Raw genomic sequence first — 14,995 nt, 5'->3', positions numbered from 1 at the left:
ATGGAGAATTCTAAAAATCAAAATGCTGCAATATGCTTATTTACGTTTAATCGTCTTGAGGAAACTGTAAAAACAGTAGAGGCTTTAAAGTATAATTTTTTAGCTAAAAATTATCATTTAAATGTCTTTTCAGATGGACCGCGTTCAGAGCAAGAAAAATTAAAAGTTAACAAGGTAAGAGAATATCTTCATTCAATTGATGGTTTTAAATCGGTTAGCATTAATGAAGCTAAACAAAATAAAGGATTAGCAAAATCTATTATCGATGGAGTAAGTCGAATATTGGAATTTAATGATAGTGTAATCGTTTTGGAAGATGATTTGATTACTTCACCTAATTTTTTAGATTTTATGGAGCAAAGTTTAGACTTTTATAGAAATGATGAAAATATTATTTCTATTTCTGGGTTTACACTGAACATGCCAAGTTTGCCAGTAAATAAAGATTATTACTTCGGTTATCGTGCTTCATCATGGGGATGGGGGACATGGAAAGACCGTTGGAATTCTGTTGACTGGGAGATTTCTGATTATGAAGCGTTCAAAGTAAATAGAGAAGAAAAGAAAAGATTTAAAAAAGGTGGTTCAGACCTAGTGCGTATGTTAAATAATCAAATGAATGGTAAAATAGATTCATGGGCTATACGGTTTTGTTATAATCAATTTAAGAAAAATCAAAAAACGGTATTTCCAACTATTTCAAAATTATCAAATATTGGCTTTGGTGATGATGCTACACATACAGCAGGTGCAACTCGCTTTAAGTCGAGGTTAGATTACGAAAATAAAAGAGACTTTAAATTTGAAAAATATTCTAAAATGGACCAAACATTGGTTAAGGAATTTGCATATTTTTTTTCTACAAGTACAATACTATTAGAGAAAATAAAAGGATTAATTAAAATATGAAAAAAGTACTATTCATATTGCATATTCCTCCGCCTGTTCACGGTTCTTCTGTTGTAGGTAAGTTTATAATGGATAATATCAGAATTAAATCTGAATTTAAGACATCTTATATAAATTTAATGACTTCTAAAAGTCTTGATGACAATGGCAGAAAAGGACTTAGAAAAATTTTACTTTACATAAAGATTCTGATTTCTATTTTAAAACAACTTCTTTTTAATAGACCAGATTTGGTTTATTTGGCCATTACCGCAAAAGGTATTGCGTTTTACAAAGATTTTGTTGTGGTTTTGTTTGCAAAAATCTTTAGAGTGAAACTGGTATTACATTTTCATAATAAGGGAGTTTCATTATATCAGCATAGATTTTTAGATAATTTATTGTATAAATTAACTTTTAATAATACTAAAGTAATTTTGCTTTCAAAATACTTATTATTTGATATAGAAAAGTACGTGGAATCTCGAAATATCTTTTATTGTCCTAATGGTATTGTCGATACAAATGTTCATGAACTTGTAATAGAAAACAAAGGTGGTGAAGACCGAGTTCACCTTTTGTTTTTATCCAATTTAATAGAGTCTAAAGGAGTATTTGTACTTCTCGAAGCATGTTTATTGCTGAAAAGGAGAGGGTTGAATTTTGACTGTACTTTTATAGGAGGAGAGGGCGATATTGACCGAGAAATGTTTCAAGAAAAACTTAATAGTTTAGGTGTAGAGGATGTCGTTACATATGAAGGAAAACAATTTGGTAGAGAAAAAGAATTAGCTTTTTCTAAAGCTGATATTTTTGTTTTTCCTACCTATTACCACAATGAATGTTTTCCTTTAGTTTTACTTGAGGCTATGCAATATTCATTGCCAATAGTGTCGTCTTTTGAGGGGGGTATTCCTGATATAGTTATTAATAATGAAAACGGTTATTTAATTGAAAAAAATAACATTAAAGATTTGGCAGTTAAATTAGAAGATTTAATAATAAATCCGGAAATGAGGAAAATAATGGGTGATAAAGGGCGTAAATTTTATGAAGAAAAATTCACCAACAAAGTATTTGAAGATAATTTTATAAACATTCTTCATAAAATAAATAATTAAAGTTGATGAAGCATTTAGAAGAAGAATTTAAACCGATTTTGGTTAGTGGTATACCCGTGCACTCTTACCCTAAAGAGGTGTTCTTAGATTATTTGAAAAATTCTATAGAGGGTGATAGAAAGAAGAGGCATATAGGTATTACTAACACAGAGGCTATGTACTATGCTAAGAGATTACCCGAATTTAATGAGTATGTGACATCAGCTACATTTTCGTTATGTGATGGAATTGGCTCTGTTATCGCAGGAAAGTTTCAAGGTCAAAGCATAAAGAGATTTAATGGTCCAGATTTTATGCTTTCGTGCTGTGAATATGGACAAGAGTACGGGTGGCGTCATTTTTTTTATGGAGGTAAAGAAGGGGTAGCAGATTTATTGGTAGAGAACTTAAAGTTGAAATTTCCGAAATTAGAGGTTGCAGGCACTTTTTGTCCTCCATTTAGAACGATGAATGAGGAAGAGAAAAGTAGCATGCTGAAAGAAGTAAGCAATTCAAATGCTGACATAATTTGGGTAGGTTTAGGTTTATTAAAACAAGAAAATTGGATTGCAGAAAATAAAGAATTATTAAACATACCATGGTCAGTTGGTGTAGGGGCTGCATTCGACTTTTATGCCGGAACAGCGAAAAGGGCACCACTTCCATTTAGAAAATTAGGGTTTGAATGGTTGTATCGACTTATTCTAGAACCAAGAATGTTCAAAAGAAATTTAAATAGTTATCAATTCATGTTCAGTGCAATTGGAGATGGAATTAAAAAAATAGGAAAAATAAAATGAAGAAAATTGCTTTAATAGGTATAGGTAAAATGGGGCTAAGCCATTTGGCTATAGCCAATCAAACAGCTAATATAAAAGTAGAAGCTATATGTGATACTTCTAAACCTCTGTTAAGAGTTATAGAAAAGAACACAGATTTTAAGTGTTATAGCGACTATAAAAAGATGATATCTGAACTAGAATTAGATGCAGTTATGATATTGGTGCCTAATAGTTATCATTTTGAGATAGCTAAAGAATGTATTGAAAAAGGGTTGCATATTTTTATTGAGAAACCTTTGACATTAAGTTATTCTGAAAGTGTACAATTAATTGATTTAGCTGCTAAACATAATGTTAAGGGGCAAGTTGGGTATGTCAATAGGTTTAACCCTATTTTTCAGAAAGTAAAAAAATTATTAGATGCAGGTGTAATTGGAAATGTTACTAGTTATGTAAACAAAATGACTGGTGGTGTTATTCTTAAAGAAAATACCAAAGGTTGGCGAAATGATTATTCAAAGGGTGGTGGTTGCCTTTTTGACTATGGACCTCACTGCTTAGATCTGTCTAATTATTTTTTTGGTACTGATGTTACAGTTTCTTCTGCTGTTTTGAAGAAGGTATTCTCTACTAACGTTGACGATCTGGTTTATTCAACGTTAATTCATAATAATTCTATAGTTGGTTTCAATTATATTAATTGGTCTGACAGTTCGGTAAGAAAGGCTACCAATTCAATAGAAATTATGGGCACAAAAGGTAAGTTAAATGCTGGCAAACAGGAGTTAAGTATTTATCTAAACGAGGAAAATAAGGAATTGTCTTTGGTTAAAGGTTGGAATCAACTTTTTGTTACTGATGAAAACATGGACGTACCTTATTACCTACGTGGAGAAGATTTTACTAGACAATTAATAAATTTCTCGGATTTAGTTAATGGGAAAATTGAAAAGTCTGAGTCATCTTTATATGATGCTAGTATTGCTGACAGGTTAATGGAAGATATAATGAATTTGAATAGTAAATTAAGATGATGGATAAAGTTATTTTTGGTGATAATCAGTTTTTTGGCGTAAACCATATGTCAGAGCAAACGTCTATAAAACAGGCACAAAGATTCAGAACTTCTGATGATATTTATAAAACTTTGGAATATGTAAATGATATTGGTATTAAGAGCTTTATGTTTACTACTCACGACCAATTGGAACCGGTCTTTGAAAAAATGAAAAAGAATCCAAAGTTTGACGATTTTAAACTCTACCCAAGTATGCCCTATGCTCATAAATACGCAGCTGCTTTGGTTGATTTAGGTCCATTTGAGATGATAAGTAAGTTTACCCCTGGTAATAAAATTTTGTCTGGACTCAAGGGAGTTGGCTCGCTTGTTACAGCTAATCCTATTCCTATTATGCAGTTACTTGTTGATTCTGAAATGAAGCTGCTTAAAGGTATGAACGTTCAAGGAATTTTCTTGCTAAATATAGTAACAGATTTACTTTTAGGTCTCGGTATGCATAATATACTTAATGAATTTGTTAAATACGCTAAGGAAAAATATAATGTAAAAGCTGGTTTTTTTACAATGAACCATGTAAAACTGCATGATGTTTTGGTAAATGAGTTAAAAATGGATAATCCAATTATTGTAAGTAATATAAATAAAATTGGATTCCGAATGAACCCATCAAAACAGGAAGTTGAAAATACACTGGCAAAAGAGGATAGTTATAATATAGCAATGTCCTTTTTGGCTTCTGGTGCTATCAGACCTGATTCGGCAAGTGATTATATTAATTCTATTAAAGGTGTTGATTCTGTATTATTTGGGGCATCTACCCCAAATCATATACTAGAGACTAAAAAGTTATTAGACTTAGCACTGTAGCTTAATTTTTATAATAAGTAATTAGCAATCAAACGATTTAATAATCTTTGAATTATAATTTAGACAATAATTATTTTAAAATGAAAGAATCGCATTATATTTTGGACAATGAAGTGGAGTCTTTTAAGATAAAAGAAAATCTTCTAAATTACCTTCAATATTGGAGATGGTTTTTGGTTGCTGCTTTTGCTTTTTTATTATTAGGCTATCTCTATGTAAGATATGCTCCTGTAATTTATAAGACAACAGCAAAAATCCAATTAATAGACGATAGTAAGGAATTAGATATAGCAGCAAACCCTTTAGCTGCTCTAACAGGTAATTCTAGTGTAAATGTTGATAATGAAATAGAAGTAATTAAATCTTTTCGGCTATTGGAACAAGTTGTTAAGATGTTAAATCTAGACATATCCTATTATGAAGTAGGTAATGTTAAAAGTAGTAGAATTTATGAAGCTCCTTTTGAAATAAAAAAACTTTTCTCTAGTGATAAAATAAAAAAGAGTATAACTTTTAAATTGTCTTTTGAGACTTCGCCCCCCACTATAACCGATTCTCAGGGTAATACACAATCCCTTGACTCAGTTGTAAATTTATTTAATAAATCAAATTATCCAATTGAGGTAACCTTAAATGATCCTGAAATACTCTCGAATTCTAAAAGCAAGATTTTTGAAGTTCGAATTAATGATATGAAAGAATCAGTACTAGCACTATCAAAACGGTTAGTTGTAGATATTTCTAAGAATAAGAGTGAAACATTGTATTTGTCTTATAATAGTGAAAGTCCAGAACTTTCTGAAACAATATTGAACGGTATAATTTCAAAGTTCAATCAAGATGGTATTTTAGACAGACAACAGGTTTCCAAAAGGACGTTGGAATTTATAGATGAACGTTTTTTATATTTAACAACAGAATTAGATTCTATTGAAGGTGGTAAAGAAGATTTTAAAAGAAAAAATAACCTTTCCTATATTCAATCTGATACTGAAGTTTCAATAGAGAGAAAAGCTGAAACTGAAGATGAAGTTGCTAAACTACAAACGCAAATTTCCTTAGCCTCTGATTTAAAAAAGACAGTAATAAGCCAATCTCAATACGCTTTATTACCTGTAAATATAGGTTTGGATAATGCGGGTTTAAATTCTTCAGTGAACGCTTATAATCAAATGGCATTGGAGCGTGAACGCCTAAGTTTAACTGTAGGGGAGAGTCACCCTACATTAGTTACAATATCTTCTCAGTTAGATCAAGCCAAATCGAACATTATTAAAACTATAAATGTTTATCAAGGACAACTTAGAACATCTTTAGGTCGCTTAAATCTTGAGAGAAATAACGCAAGTTCAATTTTCTCTAGCCTACCAGAAAAAGAAAAACTACTACGTTCTATAGAACGTCAACAAAGTATTAAAGAAAATTTATTTTTACTGCTATTACAAAAAAGGGAGGAAGCTGCAATTAATTTTGCTGTTACAGCACCATCAATAAAGATTGTAGATTTTGCTTTAACTGAAACAGCACCTATTTCTCCAAATAAGAGTATTATATTACCTGCATTCATATTAATGGGTTTATTATTACCCTTTGGTTTTCTTTTTATAAAATTTGCCTTAGATAATACTATTAAGATTAAAGATGACATAACAAGATTAGTTAAACGTGTACCTGTAGTTGCAGAAATTCCACATTTAGATAATGTAGCTGTTCTTTCAGATTTTGATGATCGTTCATTAGGAGCAGAATCTTTTAGAATTTTAAAAACTAATTTAGACTATTTGTTACCTAATAAAGAGAAAAATACAGGTCAAGTAATATTTGTTACCTCTGCGGTAGAGGGAGAAGGTAAGACTCAAATTGCCTTAAACTTATCTTTGTCATACTCAAGTTTTAAAAAGAAGGTATTATTGGTTGGTGCAGATTTAAGAAATCCGCAATTACATAATCAATTTAATGTAGAAAGGAATATTCTTGGACTTTCAGATTACTTAAGTGATGAATACGTAGATTTAAATGATTGTATAGAAAACGGTATTGGTGCTAATTCATTTCATAAGGTTTGCTTTAGCGGTGGAGTACCGCCAAATGCTGCTCAACTTTTGTCAGACGAACGTTTTATAAATTTTATTTCTAAGGTGAAATTAAAATTTGATTATATAATTGTGGATACAGCACCCACCATGTTAGTAGCAGATACTTTGGTCATTTCTGAATTGGCTGATGTTACATTATTTGTTGCACGCGCTGATTTCACGGACAAACGCTTATTACAATATTCAGAAGAACTCTTCGTAAATCAAAAGCTTCGTAATATGGCTTATGTTCTAAATGATGTTAAGTTAAATAAAAGTAAAGCGTATAATTACGGATATAAATACGGTTATGGTGTTTAAAATTTTATTGCTGATATGATAAAGTGCTCATACAGAATAGTTTAATTAATAATTTTTAAATAAGTATTAGAATTAACCTTTTACAGACAGACTTTATTCCTAAAAAATTATCAGATGTATTTACAAAGTAAATTTGGTGTTATTACCTATATTTTAATAGCTGTTCTAAGTGTAAATATTACTTACAGCCAAATTAAAATTGGTGACAATCCACAAAATTTGAATCCAAATTCTCTTTTAGAACTTGATAGTTCTACAAAAGTTTTTGTAGTTAATAGAATGAATAACATTCAAATGAGTCTGTTGACTCCTCTTGAGGGGGCAGTTGTATATAATACTGACGAAAAATGTTTGCATTATTTCAACGGTAACAATTGGATTAACATGTGTTCAAATACAAATCTCAATGATGTTTCAATTATAGAAAACGGTGATGGTACTTTTAACGTTTTTAATGGAAATGATTTTTCTTTTAGTTTTAACGGTGCTAACGAATCAACAACAACACTGACTTCTAATGGCGATAATACTTTTACATATACAAATGAGCTTGGGGTTGAAACAATTATAGATTTAAACGTTTCTCAGACACCTTTAATTTCTACTTTAGAAGATAATGGTGATGGCACCTTTACTTATACCGACGAAGCATCTAATCAAACAACTTTCGACTTAAACAATTCGCAATCTTCTTTAATTTCAACTTTAGTAAATAATGGTGATGGGACATATACCTATACTGATGAACAAGATATTGAAACCACTTTTGACTTAAACAATACTCAATCTGCTGTGGTTTCAACTTTAGTAAATAATGGCGATGGGACTTATACTTATACAGATGAAGAAGATGTTGAAACTACTTTTGACTTAAACAATACTCAATCTGCTGTGGTTTCAACTTTAGTAAATAATGGTGATGGAACTTATACTTATACGGATGAACAAGATATTGAAACTACTTTTTTTATAGGTAATGTTGATGGTAGACATTTTGGTGATTCAGGTTCTGTTTTTTTTGCAAATAATACAACAGGTGATCCAACTCAAGATAATGATAATTTATTTTGGGATAACGTTAATAAAAGACTTGGTGTAGGTATTTCTACACCCTTAAATAGTTTGCATGTGAATGGTATTATGCGGACAAACAGAATTAGTAATGCTGCAGGTACAATTGCTTTTCCAGGGTATCATTTTTCACTAGCTTTTAATTCGGGTATGTTTTGGCTTCCAACTGGGGATATTGGTTTTTCAGTAGCTGGAAGTGAAGTATTTAGGGCTACCCCTAATCTAAGAGTCGGTATTAAAGTGCAGGTACCTCAAGCAACACTTCACGTTGGAGGCGATTTAATAGTTGATGGTAGTATAACAACCTCCACCGGCACATATAAGAATAATGCAGAATCAACTTTAAATGCTATTAGAAAATTGACTAAGAAGAAGGAGGCGATTTCTATAAATGATAAAACCTTATTAATAACATCTACTGTTATACAAATTTCAATGCCTAGTGCGTTAAATTCAAACCTAGGTCACATTTTTATACTTAAAAACTTGAATAGTATTCCTGTGCAAATTAATCTAAAGTATGTCGATATGAAAGGTGATAGAATAAGCTTTTTGCCAAGTAATAATGTTATTTGGTTGCAAAGTGATGGAAGTGAATGGCAGCAAATTAACTAAGTTTGATTAAATTTCTAATTTATATACTTCTTGTTTTTTTATATTTAATTCTACCATTTCACTAAATTTATTGCGTTTTTTAATCTTTAAGCTTTATTGCTCGTACAGTCGGTATACTAAATCTCTAAATCTCTAAATTTCAAAAGTGTGCTAAGCCAGTAAAAATGTACCTTAAGTCAACATTAACTTGTATAGAATTCTGAATTATGTTTTGTTTGAATTATTTTTAACAAAAATTAGAAATACATGGCTTCAGGTTTTTTTGCAATTTTAGATGATGTAGCAGCACTTTTAGATGATGTTGCTGCTATGAGTAAAATAGCCACTAAGAAGACGGCTGGTATTTTAGGTGACGATTTAGCCGTAAATGCAGAAAAAGCTTCAGGCTTTGTCTCTCAGCGTGAATTACCGGTATTATGGGCGATAACGAAAGGGTCGTTGTTGAATAAAATTATCATTCTACCTATTGCCTTCTTACTAAGTGCCTTTTTGCCTTGGGCAGTTACGGTAGTTTTAGTGCTTGGTGGAATTTATCTTGCTTTTGAAGGTGCCGAAAAAATTCACGAATTTTTTGTACCTCACGAGCATGAGCATATTACTGCAGAATCTAAGATAATGACCAAAGAAGAGATTCTAGAATTAGAGAAAACCAAAGTAAAATCTGCGATAGTAACAGATTTTATATTATCCATAGAAATAGTTATCATTGCTTTAGGTGCGGTTATAAAGGAGCCTTTAGTAACCCAGATTGCTGTAGTATCTGTTGTGGCTTTATTAGCTACCGTTGGTGTTTATGGTATTGTAGCTCTAATTGTACGTATGGATGAGTTTGGTACACGATTAATCAACTTAAACGAACAAGAGAATAGTATCTCCGATAAAATAGGTAGGTTTTTTGTTAATGCATTACCTAAAGTAATTAAGGCTTTATCGGTTATAGGAACTATAGCTTTACTATTAGTTTCAGGCGGAATATTTGTCCATAATATTGATTTTCTACATCACCTGCTTCCTAATGTACCGAGTATTATAGTAGAGTTTCTTGTAGGACTTATCATTGGGTTTGCGGCGCTGTTACTATTCAACGGCGTTAAAAGCATATTCAAAAAGAAGTAATTAATAGGCTCTAGCTTCGCCTTTAATAGCATTGTAAACCGTTAAGAAAACAATTTTAGCATCTAAAGCAAGCGACCATTTTTCCATATAAAAAATATCGTATCGAACTCTGTTTACAATATCTGATCGATTTATAATTTCACCTCTACAACCTTGTATTTGGGCTAAGCCTGTGATGCCTGGTTTTAGAAAATGGCGCACTAAATATTTATCTACCGATCCTTCATATTCTTGTGTATGCACCACCATGTGTGGTCTTGGACCAACGACACTCATATCTCCCATTAAAACATTGAAAAATTGGGGTAGCTCATCTATACTGGTTTTTCTTAGAATTTTGCCCAATTTCGTAATTCTGACATCATTTTTGGTGGCCATTTGAGTATCGCTCGTAGTACTTTTGGTCATTGATCTAAATTTATAGCACCAAAAGACCTCTCTATTGACGCCGTGTCGTTGTTGTTTAAAAAACAAAGGTCCTTTAGATTCAATTTTCATTAATATATAGACAATGGGTGTTAACCACGACAGTACAAACAATATGGCAAAGCTCGAAACCAGAATATCGAAAGTTCGTTTTATTAAATTTGAATAGTCTAAATCTAAAGGTGAAGCTCTTAAGTTTAAGATAGGGACACCTCCATATAATTCTAAGGACATTGCTTTAGAAAAAAGCTCTTTATTGTCGGGGATGATTTTTATTCTTTTAAGACTATTATCGGCTATTTTCATGACATACTGTATTTCAGCCTTAGATAATTTTGAAGCCATGCAATACACTTCTTCAACATTATTTTCAAAAATATAATTAAAAGAACTTTCAATATCGCCCAGACAGGTTGGGTGATCTGATTTTACATTATCAAAATAGCCCATATACCGATACCCATATTCTGGATTATCGAAAATGCGTTTTAACTTTTGTAGGTTTTTGTCTTTACCAATCACAACGACTCTAGTACTATTGAATCCTTTGGCTCGATATAATTTTTTAGACCAATAGAATAGTACTCTAAACAAAGTCAGTAGAAAACAAATTTGCACATATACCAATGATAGGTATAAAGGTGTATGCGAGGGCATGCCTAAGAATACAAATGATGTGAAATAGACCAAGCCATAAATAACAAATAGTACAACAAACGTTTTAAGATTGGTCATAAAACCATCTCTTCTAGCTGTAGGGTAGAAGTTTAAGCTATACGTGGTTATAAGCCATGTAAGATTATAATAAAGTATGCTATAACCATTAAAATAGGTATCGGGTATGTATGCATATAGTGTTAGGTTAATTAACAGTATATGCACCACAAATGATAATGGTATTATGAAATTCGATCTCTTCATTTAAGCTTTTAGTAATGGTTGGTCAAAGAGCTAATGATAGGTTATTAAGGTTGATCTTCAGCTGTAAAGCTGAAGGTCAACGCTAAATTAAGTTTGATAGAAATCTGTAGGTAAATAATTAATTCTTAGTGGTATACCAAGAATATACTTGTTCAACTCCTTGTGATAAAGAAACCGTATGCTTCCATCCTAGGTCATGTAATTTTGAGGGATCTGTTAGTTTCTTTAATGTTCCATCTGGTTTGTCGGTATTAAAGTATAATTCACCTTTAAAATTGATTGTTTGCTGTATAAGTTCAGCTAAATCTTTAATGGTGATATCTACACCAGTACCAATGTTGATGTGCGTATTGCGCACTTCTTTGGTGTCATGTGAATAACAATCTTTAAAATCTCGCTGCTCCATCAAGAAGACACAGGCATCTGCCATATCTTCGCTCCATAAAAACTCTCGCATCGGTTTACCTGAACCCCATATTTCTAGGTAAATGGTGTCATCTTTTCTTTTAATGCCATACTTGTCTAATACGGCAAGTATTTCTTTTTCAGATGATTTTCCATTTACTCCTTCAATAGGTAGCGCATTTAAATCTTCTGCGATTGTATTCCAATCATTATTTTCCAAAGCCTTACCTAAATGCATCTTTCTAATTAATGCAGGTAATACATGCGACTTTTCTAAATCGAAATTATCATTTGGACCATACAAATTGGTAGGCATCACAGAAATAAAGTTTGTGCCGTACTGTAAATTGTAACTCTCACACATTTTTATACCTGCTATTTTAGCAATGGCATAAGGTTCATTCGTATACTCCAATACGTCGGTCAACAAATAATCTTCTTTCATCGGTTGCGGACAATTTTTAGGATAAATACAGGTACTACCTAAAAAGAGTAATTTTTGCACCCCATGAACATAGCTTTGATGAATAACATTATTTTGAATCATTAGATTCTCATAAATGAAATCTGCCCTATAGGTGTTATTCGCAACGATACCACCAACTTTGGCAGCAGCAAGAATAACATAAGATGGTTTTTCAACCTCAAAAAAGGTCGCAACGTCTATGGCATTAGTTAAATCTAATTCTTTATGTGTTCGGTAAACTAAATTTGAATACCCTCTACTTTCAAGATTCTTAACTATTGCACTACCCACAAGACCACGGTGACCCGCGATATATATTTTAGCTTCTTTATTTAACATTTGGTATTATTTACCTATGATTATAAGAATTGATATTGATAATTATTTATTCAAAATAATTATAGGTTACATAACCACCTTTTTTCAAATATTGATCCTTTTGCATCAATTTTAAATCATTTGTCATCATGTCTTTTACCAAACCTTGTAAGTCATATTCAGGGATCCAGCCTAATTTAGTATTTGCTTTTGTTGCATCACCAATTAATAATTCTACCTCTGTAGGTCTAAAATATTTAGGGTCAACCGCAAGAACTTCTTTACCGATTTCTACTTGTATATCTGGGTTAGAACATGATTTAATATAACCTTTCTCTTCAACACCTTCACCCTTAAATTCTAGTTCAATACCCATTTCTGCAAACGCCATTCTTACGAATTCACGAACAGGAGTAGTTTTACCCGTAGCAATTACCCAATCTTCTGCCTCTTCAGCTTGAAGAATCATCCACATCATGCGAACATAATCTTTAGCATGACCCCAATCTCTTTGTGCATCTAAATTACCTAGGTATACTTTATCTTGTAAGCCTAGACCAATTCTTGCTGCTGCTCTTGTTATTTTTCTAGTAACAAAAGTTTCTCCTCTAATCGGCGATTCATGGTTAAAAAGAATACCATTACATGCGAACATGTCGTAAGCCTCTCTATAGTTTACTGTAATCCAAAATGCATACATTTTTGCAACTGCATAAGGGCTACGTGGGTAAAAAGGAGTAGTCTCTGATTGAGGTACTTCTTGTACTTTACCATATAATTCTGAAGTGGATGCTTGATAAATACGTGTCTTTTTCTCTAAACCTAATAAACGAACGGCATCTAAAATTCTAAGTGTACCTAAACCATCTGCATTACCGGTATATTCTGGAACTTCGAATGAAACTTGAACGTGGCTCATTGCCGCTAAGTTGTAAATCTCATCTGGCTGAATTTCTTGTATTAATCTAATAAGATTAGTACTGTCAGTCATATCACCATAATGAAGTACAAAATTTCTGTTTTCAATATGTGGATCTTGATAAAGATGATCAATTCTATCAGTATTGAACATAGACGCTCTTCTTTTAAGACCGTGTACTTGATAACCTTTCTTTAATAAAAATTCACTCAAATAGGCGCCGTCTTGACCTGTGACTCCGGTAATTAATGCTACTTTCATACTCTTGTAAAATGGATTTATAAATGTTTTTTTTTTCAATTTCAATTTCAATTTTAACTATTACCAAGTATCATAGTATTCTACAATACACTGAATAATAGCGTAATAGTTTACAGAAATTAAACGATTGTTTCTTAATTAGTATAACTAGATTATTGAAGGCAAAAGCTCAATTTTACCATTAACGAGATAACAATAATTAAAGTATCAGAAGTTATTAAGATTAAATGTAAATATTCTTAATCTTGTAACTATGGTTAATGGTTGTGCAGCAAATTTAGGATATTATTTGTGTATTACAGATCAATGCAAACAAACCTTAGACCAATTAATCATATAATCGTTAAACTGTGTTTTTGTGCTATTTTTATGATTATAAAGTGCTGTAATGGTAATGAATTATGAATAAATACAGAATTTCTTTGTTGATGATTCATTATGTTGAAGGTTATCATTAGTATATTGATTCTTAAAATCATAATATATCAGTTTACAATTAATCTTATTGAAGCTTTTATACTATTCTGACTTCATAATTATTAATCTTTTTATTGTGACTAAGTCAATGATATAATTACGCTTTAAATCATTGAAGTTTTACATTTATATATGCAGAGGCAGATTTCTTAATAAAGTACTTGAATAATTAGGTTTAGGGATACCCAAATAATTTTTGTATTGTTATCAATATGCATTGAAAATTGTTAAAATTTGGTAATATTCGTATAAAATTGGTGTGGTTATCAATATTTAGCTTAAGTTTATTTTATCAAAGTTCAATTTTTATCTCTATTGTTTTAGAAATCAGATTTTTACTTAGATATATAATTTTTACTGTTTTTCCCCGTTATTTTATCAACTTAAACCACCATACGATGATATCTAACATTTTAAACGGGAAGCTAACATTTCCTTATCAGAAGAAAAAGTTAGTTTCTCTTGAAGATTGCTACATGCACCTTAAGCCTTATTTTAGCTTAAAGAAAAGTGCGAAGAGTAACGAAACCGATAACGTATTGGCTCGTGAAAAATCTAAGAGTGCACAAGTTAAAAATGCATTCAACTCCATTGAGCAAAATCAAATTTTGTACGCCAAAATTATGACCGAAAGGTTATTGAAAGTTTAGGCGATTAGAAAATGAGAATGTTTTCTTTATGAAAGTGTTTTCTATTTTAAACAAGTAGTGCTCAATTGGTACTTAATATAAAGTGTAGTATTGAATTTTAAGTAATTCATTCCTACACTTTTTTTGTTTTAAAATTAAACGCAATGGCTAATAGAGTTTACCCGTTTTAGCCAATTAATAAACGTCTAAAAGTTTAAAAATCACCTATAAAATTTCGATTTTTTTGCCAATTAAAACGCACATCTAGTATTCACTACACATCAGCGAAACTAAATTTCTATTCTTTAGATTAATAA

12 protein-coding genes are annotated in these 14,995 nt (G+C 31.3%); 9 read left to right on the top strand and 3 right to left on the bottom strand.

Annotated features, from left to right (window positions below):
• From ACJJVT_RS14330 to ACJJVT_RS14295, 8 genes are all read left to right on the top strand, one after another.
• A complete protein-coding gene (locus ACJJVT_RS14330; RefSeq protein WP_405399616.1) occupies positions 1-909 on the top strand; it encodes a sugar transferase in 909 nt (302 codons plus the stop codon).
• A complete protein-coding gene (locus tag ACJJVT_RS14325) occupies positions 906-2,009 on the top strand; it encodes a glycosyltransferase family 4 protein (RefSeq protein WP_405399614.1) in 1,104 nt (367 codons plus the stop codon). Before ACJJVT_RS14330 ends, ACJJVT_RS14325 begins: the two co-directional genes overlap by 4 nt.
• Before the next feature lie 5 nt (positions 2,010-2,014).
• The gene (locus ACJJVT_RS14320) at positions 2,015-2,788 is read left to right on the top strand and encodes a WecB/TagA/CpsF family glycosyltransferase (protein ID WP_405399612.1); all 774 of its coding nucleotides are present in this window, start codon (positions 2,015-2,017) and stop codon (positions 2,786-2,788) included.
• Positions 2,785-3,804, top strand: coding sequence for a Gfo/Idh/MocA family protein (locus tag ACJJVT_RS14315; RefSeq protein ID WP_405399611.1), 1,020 nt, complete (start codon positions 2,785-2,787; stop codon positions 3,802-3,804). The genes ACJJVT_RS14320 and ACJJVT_RS14315 overlap by 4 nt, the downstream gene beginning before the upstream one ends.
• A complete protein-coding gene (locus ACJJVT_RS14310; RefSeq protein WP_405399610.1) occupies positions 3,801-4,658 on the top strand; it encodes a hypothetical protein in 858 nt (285 codons plus the stop codon). The genes ACJJVT_RS14315 and ACJJVT_RS14310 overlap by 4 nt, the downstream gene beginning before the upstream one ends.
• Positions 4,659-4,738: 80 nt before the next feature.
• Positions 4,739-7,054, top strand: a complete 2,316-nt coding sequence (locus ACJJVT_RS14305) for a GumC family protein (protein ID WP_405399607.1) — start codon at positions 4,739-4,741, stop codon at positions 7,052-7,054.
• A gap of 114 nt (positions 7,055-7,168) precedes the next feature.
• A complete protein-coding gene (locus tag ACJJVT_RS14300; protein ID WP_405399605.1) occupies positions 7,169-8,740 on the top strand; it encodes a hypothetical protein in 1,572 nt (523 codons plus the stop codon).
• A 246-nt stretch (positions 8,741-8,986) separates the two neighbouring features.
• Entirely contained in the window at positions 8,987-9,856 is an 870-nt protein-coding gene (locus tag ACJJVT_RS14295) for a DUF808 domain-containing protein (protein WP_405399603.1), read from the top strand.
• On the opposite strand, the gene ACJJVT_RS14290 is transcribed toward ACJJVT_RS14295, so the two are convergent.
• From ACJJVT_RS14290 to gmd, 3 genes are all read right to left on the bottom strand, one after another.
• Positions 9,857-11,203: an exopolysaccharide biosynthesis polyprenyl glycosylphosphotransferase gene (locus ACJJVT_RS14290; protein ID WP_405399600.1), complete on the bottom strand. Its 1,347-nt coding sequence runs from the start codon at positions 11,201-11,203 to the stop codon at positions 9,857-9,859. It abuts the gene before it with no gap.
• A 118-nt stretch (positions 11,204-11,321) separates the two neighbouring features.
• Positions 11,322-12,413 carry a GDP-L-fucose synthase family protein gene (locus ACJJVT_RS14285; protein ID WP_405399598.1) on the bottom strand — a complete coding sequence of 364 codons (1,092 nt, stop codon included), beginning with the start codon at positions 12,411-12,413 and terminating at the stop codon, positions 11,322-11,324.
• A gap of 46 nt (positions 12,414-12,459) precedes the next feature.
• Positions 12,460-13,572: a GDP-mannose 4,6-dehydratase gene (gmd, locus tag ACJJVT_RS14280; RefSeq protein WP_405399596.1), complete on the bottom strand. Its 1,113-nt coding sequence runs from the start codon at positions 13,570-13,572 to the stop codon at positions 12,460-12,462.
• Between the two features lie 875 nt (positions 13,573-14,447).
• Here gmd and ACJJVT_RS14275 point away from each other — a divergent pair.
• Positions 14,448-14,699, top strand: coding sequence for a hypothetical protein (locus tag ACJJVT_RS14275; protein WP_405399594.1), 252 nt, complete (start codon positions 14,448-14,450; stop codon positions 14,697-14,699).
• Positions 14,700-14,995: the final 296 nt, after the last annotated feature.

Source organism: Maribacter sp. Asnod2-G09 (assembly GCF_045063795.1).
Lineage (GTDB): Bacteria > Bacteroidota > Bacteroidia > Flavobacteriales > Flavobacteriaceae > Maribacter.
This window is presented reverse-complemented; position numbering and strand designations above follow the sequence as displayed.

Excerpts from the sequence above, each read along its gene's own strand:
- ACJJVT_RS14295 (WP_405399603.1), top strand. The coding sequence starts at position 8,987 with ATGGCTTCAGGTTTTTTTGCAATTTTAGATGATGTAGCAGCACTTTTA.
- ACJJVT_RS14330 (WP_405399616.1), top strand. The coding sequence starts at position 1 with ATGGAGAATTCTAAAAATCAAAATGCTGCAATATGCTTATTTACGTTT.
- ACJJVT_RS14285 (WP_405399598.1), bottom strand. The coding sequence starts at position 12,413 with ATGTTAAATAAAGAAGCTAAAATATATATCGCGGGTCACCGTGGTCTT.
- ACJJVT_RS14275 (WP_405399594.1), top strand. The coding sequence starts at position 14,448 with ATGATATCTAACATTTTAAACGGGAAGCTAACATTTCCTTATCAGAAG.
- ACJJVT_RS14315 (WP_405399611.1), top strand. The coding sequence starts at position 2,785 with ATGAAGAAAATTGCTTTAATAGGTATAGGTAAAATGGGGCTAAGCCAT.
- ACJJVT_RS14290 (WP_405399600.1), bottom strand. The coding sequence starts at position 11,203 with ATGAAGAGATCGAATTTCATAATACCATTATCATTTGTGGTGCATATA.
- ACJJVT_RS14305 (WP_405399607.1), top strand. The coding sequence starts at position 4,739 with ATGAAAGAATCGCATTATATTTTGGACAATGAAGTGGAGTCTTTTAAG.
- gmd (WP_405399596.1), bottom strand. The coding sequence starts at position 13,572 with ATGAAAGTAGCATTAATTACCGGAGTCACAGGTCAAGACGGCGCCTAT.
- ACJJVT_RS14320 (WP_405399612.1), top strand. The coding sequence starts at position 2,015 with ATGAAGCATTTAGAAGAAGAATTTAAACCGATTTTGGTTAGTGGTATA.
- ACJJVT_RS14300 (WP_405399605.1), top strand. The coding sequence starts at position 7,169 with ATGTATTTACAAAGTAAATTTGGTGTTATTACCTATATTTTAATAGCT.
- ACJJVT_RS14325 (WP_405399614.1), top strand. The coding sequence starts at position 906 with ATGAAAAAAGTACTATTCATATTGCATATTCCTCCGCCTGTTCACGGT.
- ACJJVT_RS14310 (WP_405399610.1), top strand. The coding sequence starts at position 3,801 with ATGATGGATAAAGTTATTTTTGGTGATAATCAGTTTTTTGGCGTAAAC.